Origin of the sequence: Halomonas sp. XH26, from assembly GCF_024138895.1 — a bacterium.
GTDB lineage: Bacteria > Pseudomonadota > Gammaproteobacteria > Pseudomonadales > Halomonadaceae > Vreelandella > Vreelandella alkaliphila.
In genome coordinates, this window is record NZ_CP071889.1 from 3,891,177 (window position 1) to 3,909,790 (window position 18,614).

An 18,614-nucleotide genomic window follows, 5' to 3' on the forward strand; every position below is an offset into this window, starting at 1 on the left:
GTGAGTCTTTTACTCAATGTCATTACTAACTCATTTTTTGTACGTCGTTTTATGCACATCATAGTGCACGCTATTCACATTGCACTCCACGAGGATGCAAGATTTGTATAAAAGATAAACAGGGTAACATGAGAAAAAGGGTGTGGCTCGCCACTAGCTTCGTCAATATTTATTACGTCAACGCCACTTAAGTTGTCATCATCTGTAGATTTATCCGCAAAGCGGCGCCAGCCATTGGTGGGCTAGCGCCAACAGCAGCGCATAGCGCGCCCCTTTAGCCACCACAATCCAGAGCAACGCACGCCACCAGGGCAGTCTAAAGATACCTGCGAGTACAGTAAGGGGATCACCCAGAACGGGAGCCCACGAAAGCAGCAAGCTAACTTCACCAAAACGTTTATACCAACGCTCTGCGCGCGCTAGCCCGGTGGGCGATGCAGGGAACCAGCGGCGATGTTGAAACTGGCGAGCATAACGTCCCAGCGCCACATTGATCATACTGCCCAGCGTATTGCCAGCGGTTGCGACGAGCCACAGCCCAAGCGCGGGCTCGCCTAAACACCACAGCCGTGCCAACCACACCTCTGAGCCGCCAGGCAGTAAGGTGGCACTCGCTAGCGCCACCCAGAATAGGCTAAACATAATGGGTGCCGCCTTTGTCAGTCACTACTGGTCCGCGAAGCACTGCTCATCGGGGCAGTTGGCCACCCAGCTGTAGAGTGATTTCGTCAGCAATTGTGCGCACTAACGCACCTAGCGCCAATAGACGCTCTTCAGGAATACGTGCCATGGGTCCAGAGACTGAAATGGCCGCCAGCGGCGTGCCATGCTCATCGTGAATACAGGCGGCCACGCAGTGTAAACCCACCGCATGCTCCTCACGGTCGCAGGCAAACCCCTGAGCCCGAATAGTCGCCATTTCGATCAACAGCTCATCGGATTGATGCAGGGTATTTTCAGTCACACGGGCAAGGTCGTAACCTTTAAGCAGCGCGATACGCTCGTCTTCGCTCATCCAAGCTAGTAGGGCTTTGCCCACCCCAGAAGCATGCAGCGGCGCCCGCGAGCCTAAACGAGTAATCATCCGCATCATCTGCGGTGACTCATGCTGGGCAAGAAAGACCGCCGTTGCACCATCCCGAATCCCCAGATTCGCGGTTTCACCCGTTTCTGCAGTTAAACGGCGTAAAAAGGGCCGGCTTTGGGCGACGACATCACGTGCTTCTAAAAAGCTATTACCAATGCGGAAGGTTTTAACATCAATGCGCCAAAGTCCCTGCTCACTCTCTTGCGTCACGAACCCTTGGCTTTGTAGCGCTTGTAACAACCGGTGAGTGGTGGATGGCGCGAGATCAGCCATTTCCGCCAACTCCGATAAAGCCAGCCCTAATGGGCTTGCCGACAAATGCTCTAACAGCGTGAGGCCACGTACTAATGATTGGCTGTGCCCACCGCTCGCCTTGGTGGCCCCCGCCGGACGTCCGACTGACCTACGCTTTACATCACTCACCTTACTTTCTCCTGAAAGCGCCTCTCCTGAAGGCATAAAGTGAGGGAGGATAACGCGCCAGCGGGGCCGCTGTCGCGTTTACGGAAACAAATTCCACCAATGATATCTCAAGAGTTGCTAGCGATGGCGCCACTGAGGGGGGCGCTTGGCGATGAAGGCATCAATACCCTCAGCGGCATCGTCTGCCAACATGTTGCACGCCATGGTTTCGCCAGCAAAAGCATAGGCTTCCTCTAGTGGCATCGCGAGCTGGCGGGCGAACATAGCTTTGCCAGTGCGCACCGCCACAGCGCTCTTGGCGCAGATGCTCGCAGTGAGCTCGTCCACGGCACTATCGAGTTCGCTCTCGTCGGCAACCCGGTTAATAAGCCCCCAGTCGGCAGCCTGAGAAGCACTAATAAACTCCCCGGTCAGCAGCATTTCCATCGCCCGTTTACGCGATACGTTACGCGACAGCGCTACCGCCGGTGTCGAACAGAAAAGCCCCACATTGATTCCTGAAACGGCAAAACGGGCACTGCTAGCCGCCACGGCCAAATCACAGCTAGCGACGAGCTGGCAGCCAGCGGCCGTCGCAATGCCCTGAACTTTAGCAATCACAGGAACAGGTAAGTTAACGATGCACTGCATCACCGCGCCACAGCGAGCAAACAGTGTTTGGTAGTAGGCTTTGTCAGGGTTCGCACGCATCTGCTTTAAGTCATGCCCTGCGCAAAATGCCTTGCCGTTCGCGGCCAACACCACGCAGCGCACATGTTCATCCTCGGCAATGTCATCAAGCGCACGTTGCAGCGCCGTCAACATATCCTCAGACAATGCATTAAAGCGTTCAGGCTGGTTTAAAGTAAGGGTCGTTACCCCGTGATAATCAGTGCGTTGCAGCAGATCTGAAGACGCCAGTGGCGCACCTGAAGAGACAGACATAGAAAGCTCCTAGACAGTCGAGTGTTGCTCAGTCTAGCGCGTACAAAGGCTAATGTTAGCGAGATACGACCAAAGAGGCCTCCTGAAGAGCAGGAGGCCTCGTGAGTTATGCGTTTGCGCGGTTGCTCTTGCGATGATTATAACCTAGAGGATGGGGTTCACCGCGGGCCTTAGCCAGTTCGATTTGGCGTTGACGTTCTCGGGCAGCAGCACGGGTTTTTTCGGGGAGTGAGTCGATGCAGTGAGGGCAACTGATGCCCGGCTCGTAGGCCGACGACTGCATATCATCAAGCGAAATAGGCATACGGCAAGCATGGCACTGCTCATGATCACCTTCGCTAAGGTCGTGACGCACGGTGACGCGGTTATCAAACACGAAACACTCACCACGCCATAAAGACTGCTCTTCCGGCACCTTTTCGAGGTAGTTCAGCACACCGCCTTTAAGATGATAGACCTCTTCAAAGCCCTCTTTTAGCATAAAGCTGGAGGCCTTTTCACAGCGAATACCGCCGGTGCAGAACATCGCGACTTTTTTGTGCTTTTCCGGGTTGTAGTGCTCACGCACGTACTCAGGAAACTCACGGAAGGTGGTCGTTTTCGGGTCAATCGCCCGCTCAAAGCTACCAATCGCCACTTCGTAATCATTGCGGGTATCAATCACCAGCACGTCCGGGTCGGAAATCACGTCATTCCAATCTTCCGGCTCCACGTAGGTGCCAACGGTGTCGTTAGGATCAATATCCGGCACGCCCAGGGTGACGATCTCTTTTTTCAGTTTCACCTTAGTACGGTAAAACGGCGTTTCGTCACAGTAGGACTCTTTATGGTCAATATCGCTTAAGCGAGGGTCGGCGGTCAGCCAGGCCAGCAGGGCATCAATGCCTTCACGAGTACCCGCCACGGTGCCGTTAATACCTTCTTTGGCCAGCAGCAGCGTGCCTTTGACGCCGTTATCGATCATCGTCTGGCGCAGTGGCTCACGCAGTGCTTCAAAGTCGTTCAGAGTGACAAACTTATACAGTGCCGCGACCACAATGGGCGGCATTTGGGTGGTTTCCGTCATGGAATACTCCTGGTAGTCGCCCTCGCAAAGGGCGGACCGAGTAAATAAACGCGCATAGTTTAGCAAACAATTCAGGCAAAGTGCTGCTCTGCCTAACGATGGCTAGGGGGCGCTGATCAATCGTCGATTTATTCGATCTGACCATCTAAAAAGCTTCACCCCACGCGCCAGGCGAGCGGGCGTATATTGGTGTTATTCCTTACGACGCTTTCGGAGAACACCATGCACATTCGTCGTTCTAACGAGCGAGGCTATGCCGACCACGGCTGGCTGCGCTCTTTCCACACCTTTTCGTTCGCCAACTATGTGGACCCTAACCATATGGGATTCCGAGCGCTGCGGGTAATTAATGAAGACAGGGTAACCCCTGGCAATGGCTTTGGCGCCCACCCTCACCAGGATATGGAGATCATCTCCTATGTGCTGGAAGGGGAAATGGAGCATCGCGATAATATGGGTAATGGTGAAGTCATGCGCCCGGGCGATGTACAGCGTATGTCCGCAGGTACTGGCGTATTGCACAGCGAGTTTAATCATTCAAAAGAGAACGGGCTGCATTTCCTGCAGATTTGGATCGAGCCTGCCAAACGCGGCATTGCCCCTAGTTATGAGCAGAAAGCCTTTCCAACCGCTGAACGCCAAGGCCAGTGGCGCTTAGTCGCTTCTCAAGATGGTCGCGAAGGGTCGGTGAGCGTTAACCAAGACGTTAACCTTTACGCTGGATTGTTCGACGCTGGCGAGCAGGCGGCGGCCCCACCGTCACGCTATGCCTGGCTGCATGTGGTGAAAGGCACGATCGACGTTAACGGCGAAACTCTTAGCTCTGGAGATGCCGCTGCCTTTCAACCGGGTGAGACGTTTAGCGTGGCAGGCGGACAAGCAGCCGAAGTGCTGTTGTTTGACCTAGCCTAGCGCAACCTCAGCCCTGAAACCTATAACGGCCCCGAAAGTGGGGCCGTTATAGATGATCACGCTGACAGCAGTGTTTAGCTGTTATGCGCCGAGTACAGCACGCGAATTTTCAGCGTGTGCTCAACTTGTTTCAATGCTTCTAGGGCCTGTGGGCCGTAGGCTTTATCGACATCAATGACCACGTAGCCCACTTTGTCATTGGTTTGCAGGTACTGACCTGAAATGTTGATGCCGTTTTCAGATAGTACGCGGTTAATTTGCGATAACACGCCAGGCACGTTGTCATGAATGTGCAACAGACGATGCTTATCCGGGTGAGCAGGCAGCGCTACTTCTGGGAAGTTAACAGAGGTAACCGTGGTGCCATTATCCGAATAAGTAATCAGTTTTTCAGCCACTTCAATACCGATATTCTCCTGAGCTTCCAGGGTAGAACCACCGATATGGGGCGTTAAAATCACGTTATCCAGGCCGCGTAGCGGGCTTTGGAACTCTTCATCATTGCCTTTCGGCTCTACCGGGAAGACATCAATAGCGGCACCGTTCAGCTTGCCAGCTTTAATCGCTTCTGCCAGTGGTTCAATCTCAACAACGCTACCACGAGCTGCGTTAATCAGGATGGCACCCTGTTTCATGGCTGCGATCTCTTTCTCGCCAATCATCCAGCGCGTAGCAGGCAAGTCAGGAACGTGTAGGCTGACCACGTCAGAGCGTGCTAACAGCTGCTCCAGGCTCGCTACCTGATTCGCGTTCCCCATGCCTAGCTTGGTGATCACATCGTAATAGATAACGTTGAAACCAAGCGATTCTGCCAGCACTGAAAGCTGCGCACCGATGCTACCGTAACCAACGATACCCAGGGTTTTGCCCCGCGCTTCGTGGGAGTTTTTCGCCGATTTCAGCCAGCCGCCTTGGTGGGCGCGAGCATTCTTCTCGGGGATACCACGTAGTAGCATGATGGCTTCCGCCAGCACTAACTCTGCGACCGAACGGGTATTGGAGTACGGCGCGTTAAACACCGCGATGCCGCGTTTAAGGGCTGCCGTCAAATCAACCTGGTTCGTTCCGATACAGAAACAGCCAACGCCCACCAGCTTTTCTGCCGCGTCAAATACGCGCTCATTGAGCTGCGTACGCGAGCGAATGCCGATGAAGTGCACATCACGAATCTTTTCGATCAGCGACGCTTCATCTAGCGATGTCGGCAGGTGCTCGATATTCTCGTAACCTGCGTTGTGAAAATTGTCCACCGCGCTTTGGTGGACGCCCTCGAGCAGCAGGATCTTGATCTTGCTCTTGTCCAGGGACGTTTTGGCCATGGCTGAATCAACCTCTATGGTCGGCGGCATGCGCCGTGTATCGGTTCACGGAAGGCCCATATGGTAGCACAATCACTGCCGCTCTCGGCGTCTTGAGATGATGAAAAGTGTGCGTTTACAAGATGAACCAGACGCAAGTAGCAGAATTGACCCAGGATGAGGGCAGACGCCACCCCCTTAGCTCGGTGTATACTGGGCGTTTATTTTTTGATAACACGGCTATCGTCACATTCGCCGCCCGTAATCAGCGTCAGGGCGCCAGCAAAATAGTAGGCCTTACCCAATGAGCGATAACACTCCACCAGCGCAAGATTTCGCCGCAACGGTTTCACAGCTTGAAACCATTGTGGAACGCCTTGAGTCCGGCGAACTCTCATTGGAGAACGCTCTGACCGCGTTTGAACAAGGCGTGCGACTCACGCGTGAAGCCCAGCAGCGGCTCGACAACGCCGAATTAAAAGTTCGCGCATTAAGTGAAGACCGCGATGGTAAGCTTGACGTTACCTCTTTCGCGACGGTGCCAGAAACGGACAATGCCACTAATCACGGCAACGACAGCGAGGAAACGCCGCCATGGTAACGACGGCTAATGCTTCTCAACTGGCGACGCTGCGCCATGCGAGTAACGCACGGGTGGATGCCACACTTTCAGCCTTGTTTGACTCCCAACCAGCCGTCGCGCCACGCCTGGAAGCCGCTATGCGTCACGGCCTACTGGTAGGTGGTAAGCGCCTGCGGCCACTGCTGGTATATCTCGCAGGTAACGCGCTAGGGGCGCGGGACGACGCGCTGGATGCCCCTGCAGCAGCCATTGAGCTGATTCATGCGTACTCATTGATTCATGACGATCTGCCTGCCATGGACGATGACGACCTGCGTCGCGGCCAACCCACCGTACATAAAGCGTTCGATGAAGCCACCGCGATTTTAGCGGGAGACGCACTGCAAGCACTGGCCTTTGAGGTACTTGCCAGCCAGCCCCATCCACGGCTTAGCAGCATGGTCACCACGCTGGCCGTTGCCTCTGGCCGGGCAGGTATGGTCGCAGGCCAAGCGCTAGACTTAGCCGCCGTGGGGGGCCATCCGGACGTGAATGCCTTAGCTCATATGCACGCCCACAAAACCGGCGCGCTGATTGTGGCCGCAGTGCGCTTAGGCGGCTTAGTCGTAGTGGATGAAAACGACCCCCGGCTTGCCGCTCTGATTCGCTACGCCCGCGCCATTGGTCTAGCCTTCCAGATTCATGACGATGTCCTTGATGTGACGGGCGATACCGTCACACTGGGTAAAATCTCTGGCGCTGATGCTGCACGTGCCAAGCCGACTTACCCAAGCTTACTGGGACTTTCCGGCGCACAGCACAAAGCAAATATGCTTATCGAAGAGGCCATTGCCGCCCTCGCCCCGCTTGGCGAGCAAGGCGCACCGCTGGCCGACCTTGCCCACTATATGATCGAGCGCGACCACTAAACGATGTCCATGACCCTGTCCATGAAAACATGCCTATGAAGCTGTTCGACGAGATTCCCCGCGAGCGCCCGGCAACGCCGCTGCTCGACTCTTTTGATCATCCCGCTGCGCTGCGGGCCATGAATGCTAAGCAGCTTGCCCAGTTGGCTGACGAACTACGTGCCTACTTGCTATACAGCGTGGGTGTGACAGGCGGCCACTTCGGTGCAGGTCTGGGCGTTGTGGAACTGACCGTAGCGCTGCACCACGCCTTTCATACGCCCAAAGATCGTTTGGTGTGGGACGTAGGCCATCAAGCGTACCCGCATAAAATTTTAACTGGGCGACGCGAAGCGATGCTCAGCATTCGCCAGCATGGCGGCCTTGCAGCGTTTCCACGTCGCGCAGAATCCGATTACGACACCTTCGGTGTAGGCCACTCCAGCACGTCGATTTCAGCTGCCCTGGGGATGGCGCTAGCCGCCCAGGCGCAAAACGACCCTCGTCGTGTGTGCGCCATTATTGGCGATGGCGCACTCACTGCGGGCATGGCGTTTGAAGCACTGGCCCATGCGGGCCACGTTAACGCCAATATGCTGGTGGTGCTGAACGACAATGAGATGTCGATCTCGGAAAATGTTGGCGGCATCGCGACCTATCTAGCCCGCGTGCTGTCTAGCAAGCCCTTCCTTAAGATGCGTGAAGAAGGCAAAAAAGTGCTCTCCCATCTGCCGGGCGCACTCGAGCTTGCTAAGCGCACCGAAGAGCACATGAAAGGTATGGTGAGCCCTGCCACGCTATTTGAAGAAATGGGCTTTCACTACATCGGTCCGATCGATGGTCACGACCTGGAGGCGCTCACCGAAACATTGCGCAACCTGCGCGACCAGGATGGCCCTCAGTTTCTGCATATCAAAACAGTTAAGGGTAAAGGTTTTCTGCCCGCCGAAGCTGACCAGATTGGCTATCACGCCATCACTAAGCTAGAAAAGCCCAGCGCCACTGCCAGTGCACCACTGGTGAAGCCCCCAGCAGCGCCCAAGGCACCGGCTAAGAAAAAGTACTGCAACGTGTTCGGCGACTGGCTGTGCGATATGGCAGCCACCGATTCACGGCTGATGGGAATTACCCCCGCCATGGGCGAAGGCTCGGATTTAATTCGTTTCTCCCAGCAGTATCCTGAGCGCTATTTTGATGTCGCGATCGCCGAGCAACATGCCGTAACGCTTGCTGCGGGTATGGCCTGCGAGAGCATGAAGCCTGTTGTGGCGATCTATTCCACGTTCTTACAGCGCGGCTACGACCAACTTATTCACGATGTTGCCGTCCAGAATCTAGACGTAACATTTGCGATTGACCGCGCAGGCCTTGTGGGTGAAGACGGGCCAACGCATCACGGCAGCATGGATTTGTCTTTTTTACGCTGCATTCCGGGCATGGTGATTTTAGCCCCTGCTGATGAAGCAGAGTGCCGCGCCATGCTTAGCGCCGCTTACCATCACCCAGGCCCAGCAGCGGTTCGCTATCCGCGTGGCACAGGCCCGGGCGCAGCCATTCCTGAACACTTAGAGCCGCTGCCCATTGGCCAAGCACAGCTACGCCGCGATGCTGGGACTGAAGGTGTGCGCATTGCATTGCTGGCATTTGGTAGCGTCAACAGCGCCGCCGCTGAGGTTGCCGAAAAGCTCGACGCAACGCATATCAATATGCGCTCTATCAAGCCACTGGACCGAGACACCGTGCTGCATGCCGCCGATGAACATGAGCTGCTGGTCACTCTGGAAGAGAATGTGATCGCCGGTGGCGCAGGCAGCGCAGTGAACGAGCTGCTGCACGCGGAAGGGGTACAAATCGAAGTGCTTAATTTAGGCCTGCCTGACACCTTTGTTGAACACGGCACCCCTGCAGAGTTACTACGCGACTGCGGTCTGGATGCCGACGGTATCGAGCGCGCTATTCGCGCTCGTCTCCCGTAACTTTTAACTTTTCAACGGTTGAGAACACCATGCTATTTTTGATTATTTTGTTTGGCCTGATTGGCCTTGCTGTCGGCGGCCCTATTGGCCTGCTGGTAGGCGGCGGGTTGGGCTGGTGGCTAGGGCGCCGCATTAGCCGCCGCTTAAACGCTGCCCGCACACAAATCCAAGAAGGCTTTTTAGAATCGATCTTCTCGGTAATGGGTTGCTTGTGCCAAGCCGACGGTAAGGTCACCGATGGCGAGCTTGGCGTGGCCGAAAAGCTATTCGACCAAATGCATCTTCAAGGCGAACAGCGGGCCAAAGCGCGAGCCGCCTTCGAGCGCGGACGCGCCGACGACTTCAACCTAGATGCCGAACTGGCGAACGTTAACCGACTAACCCAGCGCCAACCGGTTTTACGCCAGGTGTTTTTGCAGGTTCAGTTAACCGCCATCGCTGCCGACGGCGTGCTGCATCCTGCCGAGCACGAGATGATTTTGCGCGTGGCCCGTGGGGTTGGCTGTAGTGAAGCGGAAGTGCAGCAGATTGAAGCCATGCTTCACGGTGCCGCCGCGAATTCGCAGGGTTCCAGCGAAGAGGCATTGAAAGACGCCTATCAAGTACTAGGGGTGAGTGAAGATGCCAGCGACGCCGAAATTAAAAAAGCGTACCGCCGCCTGATGAGCCAAAACCACCCCGACAAACTCGCTGGTAAAGGGCTGCCAGAAAGCATGCGTGAAGTAGCCCAGGCGCGCACCAGCGAAATTGGCAACGCATACGAACGCATCCGTAGCGCCCGAGACCGGTAGCTCGACAGGTTTCTAAGCACTCGCTACAGTAAAATCTCACCGCGCTGCTTAGGAGCTGCCTCATGATAACGAACTACAGTTTTCCGAACTCTCGCTCGATGCGGGTTACCTGGACACTTGAAGAACTCGGCCTAGAGTACCGTTGCCAACATGTCGCATTGGATAGAGGCGAGGGACAAACCGCTGAGCACCTAGCCCGCCATCCAGATGGCAAGGTGCCAGTGATTGAAGATGGCGAGCTAACGCTGTTTGAATCGGCACCTATCTGCCGTTATCTAGCCGAGCAATACGGTGATGGCAGCCTTCTGCCAGAAAGCGCCGCTGAGCGAGCGCAAGTCGACCAGTGGCTAAGCTTTATCGTCACCGAACTCGAGCAACCGCTGTGGCTTCAGGCCAAGCATAAATTTGCGCTCCCCCAAGATAAGCGCGTGCCTTCAGTATTGCCTACCGCCGCCTGGGAATTTCAGCGGGCACTGCTAGCACTAGAACGCCGCTACAAGGGCCAGGAGACGTTAGTCGGCGAGACGTTCACCCTGGCAGATATCTTCCTTACCCATACTTTAACGTGGGCAGCCAGTATGAAACACCGACTGCCTGAACCCCTAGCGGTCTACCGCGCACGTCACGCTGATCGCCCAGCGCTAGCCCGTGCCATGGAAAAAGAGCAAGAAGCGGCAGTTGATCGCTAGGTAACCGCCCCATGAGGTAGAACAGCGCTGTAGACAGCAAAGTAGTGGCAAATACTTCCGGCAATCACAAACAGATGCCAAATAGCGTGATTGTAGGGAATGGCACGCACGGCATAGAAGATAACCCCTAGCGTGTAGATGATTCCCCCTGCGGCAAGCAGAGCGATGCCGGTCATCGATAAACTGGCCGCCATCTCTCTAGAAGCCAGGACGATCATCCAGCCCATCAGTAAATAGATAGCCACGCGTAGTACCGCGAAACGCTGTGGCCATAGCAGTTTGCAGCCAATCCCCACTAGCGCTAGCGACCACACGGCGGTAAATAAGACCCATCCCGTGGTGCCGCGCATATTAACGAGCAGAAAAGGCGTATAAGTGCCCGCGATAAGCAAGTAAATTGCGCAGTGGTCAAGCAGCTGGAAGCGTTGCTTCCAGCGTCGATGAGAAATGCCATGATAGAAAGTCGAGGCAGTATAAAGCAGGACTAGCGTGGTGCCGTACAGGCTCAGGCTGACAATTTTCCAAGGGTCGACGTGGGCGGCTAAGCTCGCTACTACCAGCAGTACGACCATACCCACCAAGCTGAGCACAGCACCAACCCCGTGGGTAACGCTATGTAACCACTCTTCGACAATGCTGAACTCGCCTTGCTCTTGAGGCAGCACGTCATGCCGTTGTTCATCTAGAGCTTTCATCCTGGGGCGCTCCTGATATGCCACGCCCCACCATTATCACTCCATGCGTTCAATACCTACAACGCTGGCGCAGGTAACGTGGCTTTAATGACTTATCATCCAAGGCCGTGCGGAAGGGAACATTTTATTACCTTCCGCCGTATAAAATACTTGGGGCTTATGACGTTCTTGATGACAACAGCCTTTTTCGTGCTCACTATGCTGGTTGCCATGCCTGGGCTCATGTGCGGCTTTTTCATTCCGCGCAAAGGCACTGCGCCGCGCTGGATCCATCGTTAATAACTGAGGGGCGACCAGTAGTACTCGTGGTGACAAGGTTCCACACGTTGGGCAAGCGCAAGCATCACCTACTTCGCGCAGTGGAACCAGTTCGTGGAACAAGCCATGGGTAGCACATTTATAGTCGTAGAGAGGCATACCACTTTCTCCTTGTTAGCATCCACTTTAAACAGGCAGCGATACTGGCGTGTCGCTGCCTTTCTCAATGCAGCGGTGGCTGAGGGCGCTCTACTTGTCCTTGGAGAGCGGCAGATCAGCTCCCTGGGCGACTTGCGCTCCAGGCCCATTGGCATTCGGCTTCACATCAATATCAAAAATATCCGTTGGCAGCCAAAGTGTTGCGCAAGCATTGGGAATATCGACAACGCCACTGATATGCCCTTGTACGGGCGCGCAGCCTAGCAGGGAGTAGGCTTGAGCACCGGTGTAACCAAACTTTTTGAGATATTCGATGGCATTGAGAACAGCCTGACGATAAGCCACATGCACATCCAGGTAGTGCTGTTTACCCTGCTCGTCTACCGACACTCCTTCAAAAATCAGGTAATCATCGTATTTCGGCGTGATAGGACTCGGTTTGAAAATAGGGTTCTTGATGGCGTACTTCTCCATCCCGCCTTTGATCAGGTTAACCCGCAAGTGGATCCAACCGGCCATCTCAATAGCGCCACAAAAGGTGATTTCCCCATCACCTTGACTAAAGTGCAGGTCACCTACCGACAAGCCACCATCTTTAACGTAAACGGGAAAATAAATTGTCGACCCGCGCGATAAGTCTTTGATATCACAATTACCACCATGTTCACGGGGCGGTACTGTTCGCGCGCCTTCAGCGGCAGCTTGTTGCTTTGCAGTGCCTGACAATTTGCCCATATGCGCCGTATCGGCGTAGGGAAGCGCGGCTAACTGAGGGATACGGTCAGGCTCGGTATCGTAAAGTGCTTTTTCTCGCTTATTCCATTCAGCCAACATCTCTTTTGACGGTAGGCAGCCAATCAAACCCGGGTGGATTAAACCCGCAAACTCTACACCAGGAATATGTCGGGATTTGGTGAACATGCCATTAAAGTCCCAGATCGACTTTTGAGCCTCTGGGAAGTGCTCGGTTAAAAAACCACCGCCATTCTGTTTAGAAAAAAAGCCATTGAACCCCCACTGACTCTCTTCAAAGGTACCAATATCGAGAATATCGACCACCAACAAATCACCAGGCTCAGCACCTTCAACCCCCACGGGACCTGATAAAAAGTGAACCTGAGTTAGGTCCACATCACGCACATCGTCGGCGCTATCATTGTTATGGATTTGCCCGCCAGTCCAGTCATGACACTCGACAATAAAGTCGTCGCCAGGCTTTACCATGCAGGCCATGGGTATATCGGGATGCCAGCGATTATGGATCTGTTCGTTTTCGTAAGGCGATTGTTTAAGGTCAATTTTAATAATTGTTTCAGCCATAACAAACCTCTGTCACGTAACGTCGGATAGTCAGTGTAGAGAAGATCGTTTCCCCTACCCCACTATGCAAAATAGTCACTCAGGCAGTTATAAGCTAATTACATCTCGACTCTTACGCAGCCTTAACTAAACTCAGCCAAGCATCTGCTCAACAGATACTCAGGGGAGCAGGCTTTAGGGTCTTTCAGACAGAAGAGCGGTTCAGTAGCGTGACAAAAGGGCTTAGTCACCCTTTACGCTCAATATCGACGTCGCTGGCCTGGGTAAAATCGTCCAGCGCCATCATATGGCCAAGTTTGCCCGCTTTCGTTGAGAGATAGTGCTCATTATGGGGGTTTAGGCCTGTGGTAATCGGCAGGCGCTCAACCACATTCACACCATCTCGGGTTAAGGCATCAACCTTTCTAGGGTTATTGGTCATCAGTTTTAGTGCCGTGATACCCAAGTGGTTAAGCATCGGCACACACAGGTCATAGCGACGCATGTCCGCACCAAAACCAAGCTGCTCGTTGGCTTCAACCGTGTCAGCACCTTGGTCTTGCAGATGATAAGCGCGGATTTTATTCAACAGCCCAATACCTCGCCCCTCCTGGCGCAGGTAGAACAGCACACCACGCCCTTCTTCGGCAATACGCTTGAGCGCTTCTTGTAACTGATAGCCGCAGTCGCAGCGCATTGAGAACAGTGCATCGCCGGTTAAACATTCAGAATGCACGCGCCCCAGTACTGGCTCGCCGCCGCTCACATCACCTAGCGTTAAGGCGATATGGTCTTTACCCGTGGCTTCGTCTTCGAAGCCGTGCATGGTGAATGTGGCCCAAGGTGTGGGCAGCCGGGAAGCGGCAATGAAGCGAATGGTCACAGGTTACCTCGTTGATTAACCAAACCAGCTAACCACACCGGTGTTGGAAAAATAAGAAAACATTCTATCAGGAAGCGTCGGTAGCCTCACGGTCTCAACAGGGAGAGGCGTTTTTAAGTACGTTTTTAAGTACAATGGCCACCTTCAAATACAGTTATCTTCAAGTACCGTTATCTTCAAGTACAATGACTCCCTTACAATGCGGGCAAACTTCTCAAGAGCAAGTGTTTATGACCACCACACCTTTGCAAAACGACCGTTTTCTTCGTGCGCTGGCTCGCCAGCCCGTCGACCGCACTCCGGTGTGGATGATGCGCCAAGCAGGCCGCTACCTGCCAGAATATCGCGCCAGCCGCGCCGATGCTGGCAGTTTTATGGATCTGTGTCGCAACCATGACCTAGCTTGTGAAGTAACGCTTCAGCCCCTTGAGCGTTACCCGCTAGATGCCGCCATTCTATTCTCCGACATCCTCACAATCCCAGATGCGATGGGGCTAGGGCTCTATTTCGAAACCGGTGAAGGCCCTAAATTCAGAAAAACCGTACGCACCCCAGAAGAGGTTGCAGCGTTAACGGTACCCAACGCCGAGCGCGATCTCGATTATGTGATGCGTGCCGTATCGACCATTCGTCGTGAGCTGAACGGCCGCATGCCGTTGATTGGCTTTTCGGGTAGCCCCTGGACGCTAGCCACCTACATGGTGGAAGGCGGTTCTAGCAAAGATTTCCGTCACCTGAAAACCATGCTTTACGATACGCCAGACACCATGCACCAATTGCTGGACACCCTGGCGCAGTCGGTAACCGACTACCTAAACGCGCAAATTCGCGCTGGCGCTCAAGCGGTACAGATTTTTGATACCTGGGGCGGTGCGCTTTCAACCCCCGCCTACCTGGAATTTTCGCTGCGCTACATGGAGCAAATTGTCTCCGGCCTGATTCGTGAACACGATGGCCGCCGCGTGCCGGTTATTCTGTTTACCAAGAACGGCGGCCAATGGCTGGAACACATCGCCTGTGCCGGCGCCGATGCGCTAGGTATCGATTGGTCGACCGAGCTTTCCGACGCCCGCTCCCGCGTGGGCCATAAAGTCGCGCTGCAGGGCAATCTGGACCCCAACGTGCTGTTCGCCCGCCCCTCGGCCATTCGCGCCGAAGTGGCTCGCGTACTGGAGAGCTACGGCCACGGCCCGGGCCACGTCTTTAACTTGGGCCATGGCATCAGCCAGTTCACTAACCCTGACCACGTCACCGCCTTTATGGAGGCGCTGCACGATTTAAGCCCGCAGTATCATCAAGGCATTCCTACCCAAACGAACGCCCCGCGCCCAGGAGCAAAGTAATGAGCGATTTACGCGACGACCAGTGGTTTACCGAAGTATTTGATAGCCACGGCAGCGCTTTCTCGCTGAAAGTCACTGAGAAATTGCTGGATGTGCAAAGCCCCTACCAGCACCTGGAAGTGTATACCACGGAGACCTACGGCAACCTGATGGTGCTCGATGGCTGCGTAATGCTGACCGATCGCGACAACTTCCTCTATCACGAAATGATAGCCCACCCGGCGCTGTTCACCCATCAAGACCCCAAACGGGTGGTGATTATTGGTGGTGGCGACTGTGGCACGCTGAAGGAAGTGCTGCGTCATCCAGGCGTTGAAAAAGTGACGCAAATCGACATCGATGAAGAAGTGACTAAGGCCGCCGAGCGCTTCTTCCCAGCGCTGGTAGAAGCCAACGGCGACCCGCGTGCCGAGCTACTGTTTGCAGATGGTGTGAAGTGGGTAGACGACGCTGCCGATGAGAGCATCGACGTGCTGATTATCGACTCTACCGACCCGGTCGGCCCCGCCGAAGGGCTGTTTAAAACCGACTTCCTGAAGCGCTGCCACCGTATTCTAAAAAATGGCGGCGTGATGGTGCAGCAAAGCGAATCACCGCTTTACCACAGCGGCTCTATTATTCGCGAACTGCGTAACGACATGCGTGAAGCGGGCTTTGATAGCGTGGCCACACTGCCCTTCCCACAGCCGGTTTACCCTTCTGGCTGGTGGAGCGTTACCTTGGCCGGTAAAGCGACCAGCGTTGAAAGCTTCCGCGAACAGGCTGCCGCTGAGCATAAAATGCCGCTACAGTACTACACTGGTGATGCTCACCGTGGTGCACTATCGCTGCCGCCTTTTATGCGTAAAGCCTTCGCATAACTTAGCGCCTGCGAATAGCCAAAAAGCCGAGCATTGCTCGGCTTTTTTTATGTGCTTACGTTTACTTGCCCTTTCACGTTAAGGAATAACAAATGAAAACCGTTCGTTGGTTGGGAGTAGGAATTGGTGTTTTAGTACCTGCGATGGCCATGGCCAGTACGCTGGAAACCGTTCAGGAGCGCGATAGCGTACGTTGTGGCGTTAACGCTGCCCAGCCAGGCTTTTCGTCATTAGATGACGACGACCAATACCGGGGCCTGGATACCGATGTATGCCGTGCCATTGCCGCTGCGGCGCTTGGCGACGCGACAAAAGTAGACTTCGTGCCACTCGACTCGGTAGAACGTTTCACCGCGCTGCAGTCTGGCGAAGTCGATGTCCTATCACGCACCACGACCTGGACCTCGAGCCGTGACACGACGATGGGGATGAACTTTACCGGCGTAAGTTACTACGATGGCCAAGCCTTTATGGTGGCCAGCGATCTAGGCGTGCAAAGCGCTAAAGAGCTTGATGGCGCGGCAGTTTGTACCCAGTCCGGCACCACCAGCGAACTCAATCTTTCTGATTACTTTCGTATCAACGGCATGACTTATGATGCTGTCGTTTTTGATGCGCCTGAGCAATCTATTGCTGGCTTTGAAGCGGGCCGTTGCGATGTTTTAAGCTCCGACGCTTCCCAACTGTATGCCCAACGGATGCAGCTTGCTGATCCCGACATGGCGATCGTGCTCCCTGAAATTATCTCGAAAGAACCGCTGGGCCCAGCCGTTCGTCAAAATGATGACCAATGGTTCAATCTTGTGAAGTGGTCGCTGTTTGCCATGCTAAATGCGGAAGAGCTGGGCATTACACAAGCTAACGTAGATGAACAGCTTAATTCGGAGAATCCTGATGTCATGCGCCTGCTTGGTCAAGATGGTGACTTTGGTGAGCCAATGGGCATCAATACCGATTGGGCGTACCAAATCATCAAGCAGGTGGGTAACTACGCAGATATCTTTGATAAAAACGTCGGTGCTGACTCTGACTTCAAGATTGCCAGAGGCTTAAACGCCTTGTGGAAAGATGGTGGCATTCAATACGCACCCCCTATTCGCTAATCCTGTTTATCTTTCAAACCCGTTAATCTGTAACGCTTAAACCTACTATTCTAAAACTATCAGCAACGTTAGCGACTCGCACCAAAATAGAGCAATCGCTAGTCGCTAATGTTCCTTTTTGCACCAATACTTTCGTATACAGCTGGCATTTTGCGTTGAAAAGCGCTGAATTTGACGACATATCCTTTCTGGCACCTTCCTTGCTAGCTTTTAGTGTCATGCATCTGCATGCATAACGACATTAAATCGAGTAAGGGGAACGACCATGATGAATAAAAAACACTTGGTACTGCTGGCCTCCGCGGGTGCTATCACGTTGGCCGGTGTCGCCACTGCTCAAGCTGATACGTTAGAAGACACGATGGAACGTGGCGCCGTACAGTGCGGCGTCAGTGACGGCCTGCCAGGCTTTTCCGCCCCGGACGATGAAGGTAACTGGCAAGGACTCGACGTTGACGTATGTCGTGCTGTTGCAGCTGCCGTTCTCGGTGATGCTGATGCGGTGAACTACATTTCTCTGAACGCTGTAGAGCGTTTTACGGCCCTGCAGTCTGGTGAAGTGGACGTACTTTCACGCAACACCACCTGGACCACCACCCGTGACACCACGCTGGGCCTCAACTTCACTGGCGTTAACTTCTATGATGGCCAAGGCTTTATGGTCTCCCGCGACCTGGGTATTTCCAGCGCATCTGAACTGGACGGTGCCGCTATTTGTATTCAGTCTGGCACCACGACTGAGCTAAACCTAGCAGACTACTTCCGTGCCAACGGCATGGAATTCGACCCCATCGTTTTCGATACCTCTGAGCAAACCGTGGGTGGCTTCCAGGCTGGCCGCTGTGACGTTCTCACCTCCGATACTTCCCAGCTAGCCGCACTGCGTATTCAGCTAGATGACCCGTCTGGCGCGATGATTCTGCCAGACGTTATCTCCAAAGAGCCGCTAGGCCCGGTGGTGCGTCAAGGTGACGATGTATGGTTTAACATCGTGAAGTGGTCGTTATTCGCCATGCTTAACGGCGAAGAGTACGGCATCACCAGCGAAAATGCCGAAGAGATGCTCAGCTCTGAGAATCCTGATGTTGCCCGCCTACTTGGCCAAGATGGCAACTACGGTGAAGGTATGGGCTTAGAAGCCGATTGGGCTTACAACATCCTGAGCCAAGTTGGTAACTACGGCGAAAGCTTTGAGCGCAACGTCGGTATGGGCTCTCCGCTTGAAATTGAGCGCGGCGTTAACGCCCTCTGGAATCAAGGTGGTTTCCAGTACGCACCGCCGATTCGCTAAGCGTCTCGTTTGACCCCGGCCCGCCGCCCCATTCTTCCAAGGGCATCGGCGGGCCATTTGATTGACCGTCCGTATCGCGGAGACGCC

The 18,614-nt window shown here is 54.4% G+C and carries 19 protein-coding genes; 10 read left to right on the forward strand and 9 right to left on the reverse strand.

Going from position 1 to position 18,614, the window contains the following annotated elements:
• Positions 1-210 precede the first annotated feature (210 nt).
• The 4 genes from J4377_RS17745 to J4377_RS17760 form a co-directional block, all read right to left on the reverse strand.
• Entirely contained in the window at positions 211-642 is a 432-nt protein-coding gene (locus J4377_RS17745; RefSeq protein WP_038479388.1) for a YqaA family protein, read from the reverse strand.
• Positions 643-688: 46 nt separating this feature from the next.
• Positions 689-1,510 (reverse strand): IclR family transcriptional regulator, encoded by an 822-nt coding sequence (locus J4377_RS17750; protein WP_038479391.1) that lies wholly within the window; start codon positions 1,508-1,510, stop codon positions 689-691.
• 117 nt (positions 1,511-1,627) lie between these two features.
• A complete protein-coding gene (locus tag J4377_RS17755) occupies positions 1,628-2,434 on the reverse strand; it encodes an enoyl-CoA hydratase (protein WP_253486294.1) in 807 nt (268 codons plus the stop codon).
• 106 nt (positions 2,435-2,540) lie between these two features.
• Positions 2,541-3,500, reverse strand: a complete 960-nt coding sequence (locus tag J4377_RS17760; protein WP_253486295.1) for a rhodanese-related sulfurtransferase — start codon at positions 3,498-3,500, stop codon at positions 2,541-2,543.
• A gap of 222 nt (positions 3,501-3,722) precedes the next feature.
• Between J4377_RS17760 and J4377_RS17765 the strand changes: the two genes are divergently transcribed.
• A complete protein-coding gene (locus tag J4377_RS17765) occupies positions 3,723-4,412 on the forward strand; it encodes a pirin family protein (protein ID WP_095603456.1) in 690 nt (229 codons plus the stop codon).
• 74 nt (positions 4,413-4,486) lie between these two features.
• Here the strand turns inward: J4377_RS17765 and serA are convergent, their stop codons facing one another.
• Positions 4,487-5,731, reverse strand: coding sequence for a phosphoglycerate dehydrogenase (serA, locus tag J4377_RS17770; RefSeq protein WP_009723168.1), 1,245 nt, complete (start codon positions 5,729-5,731; stop codon positions 4,487-4,489).
• A 283-nt stretch (positions 5,732-6,014) separates the two neighbouring features.
• On the opposite strand from serA, the gene J4377_RS17775 reads away from it, so the two are divergent.
• The 5 genes from J4377_RS17775 to J4377_RS17795 all read left to right on the forward strand — a co-directional run bounded on the left by J4377_RS17775 (position 6,015) and on the right by J4377_RS17795 (position 10,636).
• Complete coding sequence (locus J4377_RS17775) at positions 6,015-6,311, forward strand: exodeoxyribonuclease VII small subunit (RefSeq protein WP_038479402.1); 297 nt, start codon at positions 6,015-6,017, stop codon at positions 6,309-6,311.
• Positions 6,305-7,201 (forward strand): (2E,6E)-farnesyl diphosphate synthase, encoded by an 897-nt coding sequence (gene ispA, locus J4377_RS17780; RefSeq protein ID WP_231657788.1) that lies wholly within the window; start codon positions 6,305-6,307, stop codon positions 7,199-7,201. The genes J4377_RS17775 and ispA overlap by 7 nt, the downstream gene beginning before the upstream one ends.
• 29 nt (positions 7,202-7,230) lie before the next feature.
• The gene (gene dxs, locus J4377_RS17785) at positions 7,231-9,156 is read left to right on the forward strand and encodes a 1-deoxy-D-xylulose-5-phosphate synthase (RefSeq protein WP_038479408.1); all 1,926 of its coding nucleotides are present in this window, start codon (positions 7,231-7,233) and stop codon (positions 9,154-9,156) included.
• A 29-nt stretch (positions 9,157-9,185) separates the two neighbouring features.
• Positions 9,186-9,947, forward strand: a complete 762-nt coding sequence (gene djlA / locus J4377_RS17790; RefSeq protein ID WP_038479411.1) for a co-chaperone DjlA — start codon at positions 9,186-9,188, stop codon at positions 9,945-9,947.
• Between the two features lie 62 nt (positions 9,948-10,009).
• Positions 10,010-10,636 carry a glutathione S-transferase family protein gene (locus J4377_RS17795; RefSeq protein WP_038479414.1) on the forward strand — a complete coding sequence of 209 codons (627 nt, stop codon included), beginning with the start codon at positions 10,010-10,012 and terminating at the stop codon, positions 10,634-10,636.
• Here the strand turns inward: J4377_RS17795 and J4377_RS17800 are convergent.
• From J4377_RS17800 to ribA, 4 genes are all read right to left on the reverse strand, one after another.
• On the reverse strand, positions 10,633-11,331 hold the full coding sequence (locus J4377_RS17800; protein WP_198348785.1) for a hemolysin III family protein: 699 nt from the start codon (positions 11,329-11,331) through the stop codon (positions 10,633-10,635). The genes J4377_RS17795 and J4377_RS17800 overlap by 4 nt on opposite strands.
• Before the next feature lie 84 nt (positions 11,332-11,415).
• Complete coding sequence (locus J4377_RS17805; RefSeq protein WP_038479420.1) at positions 11,416-11,748, reverse strand: FmdB family zinc ribbon protein; 333 nt, start codon at positions 11,746-11,748, stop codon at positions 11,416-11,418.
• Between the two features lie 90 nt (positions 11,749-11,838).
• Positions 11,839-13,068: a formamidase gene (gene fmdA, locus J4377_RS17810; protein WP_089040306.1), complete on the reverse strand. Its 1,230-nt coding sequence runs from the start codon at positions 13,066-13,068 to the stop codon at positions 11,839-11,841.
• Between the two features lie 226 nt (positions 13,069-13,294).
• The gene (gene ribA / locus J4377_RS17815; protein WP_030071109.1) at positions 13,295-13,930 is read right to left on the reverse strand and encodes a GTP cyclohydrolase II; all 636 of its coding nucleotides are present in this window, start codon (positions 13,928-13,930) and stop codon (positions 13,295-13,297) included.
• A gap of 230 nt (positions 13,931-14,160) precedes the next feature.
• Here ribA and hemE point away from each other — a divergent pair, with 230 nt between their 5' ends.
• The 4 genes from hemE to J4377_RS17835 all read left to right on the forward strand — a co-directional run bounded on the left by hemE (position 14,161) and on the right by J4377_RS17835 (position 18,527).
• The gene (gene hemE, locus J4377_RS17820) at positions 14,161-15,273 is read left to right on the forward strand and encodes a uroporphyrinogen decarboxylase (RefSeq protein WP_038479429.1); all 1,113 of its coding nucleotides are present in this window, start codon (positions 14,161-14,163) and stop codon (positions 15,271-15,273) included.
• The gene (speE, locus tag J4377_RS17825; protein ID WP_038479432.1) at positions 15,273-16,133 is read left to right on the forward strand and encodes a polyamine aminopropyltransferase; all 861 of its coding nucleotides are present in this window, start codon (positions 15,273-15,275) and stop codon (positions 16,131-16,133) included. The genes hemE and speE overlap by 1 nt, the downstream gene beginning before the upstream one ends.
• A gap of 92 nt (positions 16,134-16,225) precedes the next feature.
• Complete coding sequence (locus J4377_RS17830) at positions 16,226-17,236, forward strand: amino acid ABC transporter substrate-binding protein (RefSeq protein WP_253486296.1); 1,011 nt, start codon at positions 16,226-16,228, stop codon at positions 17,234-17,236.
• A 265-nt stretch (positions 17,237-17,501) separates the two neighbouring features.
• Positions 17,502-18,527 (forward strand): amino acid ABC transporter substrate-binding protein, encoded by a 1,026-nt coding sequence (locus J4377_RS17835; RefSeq protein WP_038479438.1) that lies wholly within the window; start codon positions 17,502-17,504, stop codon positions 18,525-18,527.
• The last annotated feature ends 87 nt before the right edge of the window (positions 18,528-18,614 follow it).

Coding starts and splice junctions, on each gene's coding strand:
- J4377_RS17765 (WP_095603456.1), top strand. CDS start 3,723: ATGCACATTCGTCGTTCTAACGAGCGAGGCTATGCCGACCACGGCTGG.
- speE (WP_038479432.1), top strand. CDS start 15,273: ATGAGCGATTTACGCGACGACCAGTGGTTTACCGAAGTATTTGATAGC.
- J4377_RS17775 (WP_038479402.1), top strand. CDS start 6,015: ATGAGCGATAACACTCCACCAGCGCAAGATTTCGCCGCAACGGTTTCA.
- djlA (WP_038479411.1), top strand. CDS start 9,186: ATGCTATTTTTGATTATTTTGTTTGGCCTGATTGGCCTTGCTGTCGGC.
- hemE (WP_038479429.1), top strand. CDS start 14,161: ATGACCACCACACCTTTGCAAAACGACCGTTTTCTTCGTGCGCTGGCT.
- J4377_RS17835 (WP_038479438.1), top strand. CDS start 17,502: ATGATGAATAAAAAACACTTGGTACTGCTGGCCTCCGCGGGTGCTATC.
- J4377_RS17795 (WP_038479414.1), top strand. CDS start 10,010: ATGATAACGAACTACAGTTTTCCGAACTCTCGCTCGATGCGGGTTACC.
- fmdA (WP_089040306.1), bottom strand. CDS start 13,068: ATGGCTGAAACAATTATTAAAATTGACCTTAAACAATCGCCTTACGAA.
- J4377_RS17755 (WP_253486294.1), bottom strand. CDS start 2,434: ATGTCTGTCTCTTCAGGTGCGCCACTGGCGTCTTCAGATCTGCTGCAA.
- J4377_RS17760 (WP_253486295.1), bottom strand. CDS start 3,500: ATGACGGAAACCACCCAAATGCCGCCCATTGTGGTCGCGGCACTGTAT.
- J4377_RS17805 (WP_038479420.1), bottom strand. CDS start 11,748: ATGCCTCTCTACGACTATAAATGTGCTACCCATGGCTTGTTCCACGAA.
- J4377_RS17800 (WP_198348785.1), bottom strand. CDS start 11,331: ATGAAAGCTCTAGATGAACAACGGCATGACGTGCTGCCTCAAGAGCAA.
- serA (WP_009723168.1), bottom strand. CDS start 5,731: ATGGCCAAAACGTCCCTGGACAAGAGCAAGATCAAGATCCTGCTGCTC.
- dxs (WP_038479408.1), top strand. CDS start 7,231: ATGCCTATGAAGCTGTTCGACGAGATTCCCCGCGAGCGCCCGGCAACG.
- ispA (WP_231657788.1), top strand. CDS start 6,305: ATGGTAACGACGGCTAATGCTTCTCAACTGGCGACGCTGCGCCATGCG.
- J4377_RS17745 (WP_038479388.1), bottom strand. CDS start 642: ATGTTTAGCCTATTCTGGGTGGCGCTAGCGAGTGCCACCTTACTGCCT.
- J4377_RS17830 (WP_253486296.1), top strand. CDS start 16,226: ATGAAAACCGTTCGTTGGTTGGGAGTAGGAATTGGTGTTTTAGTACCT.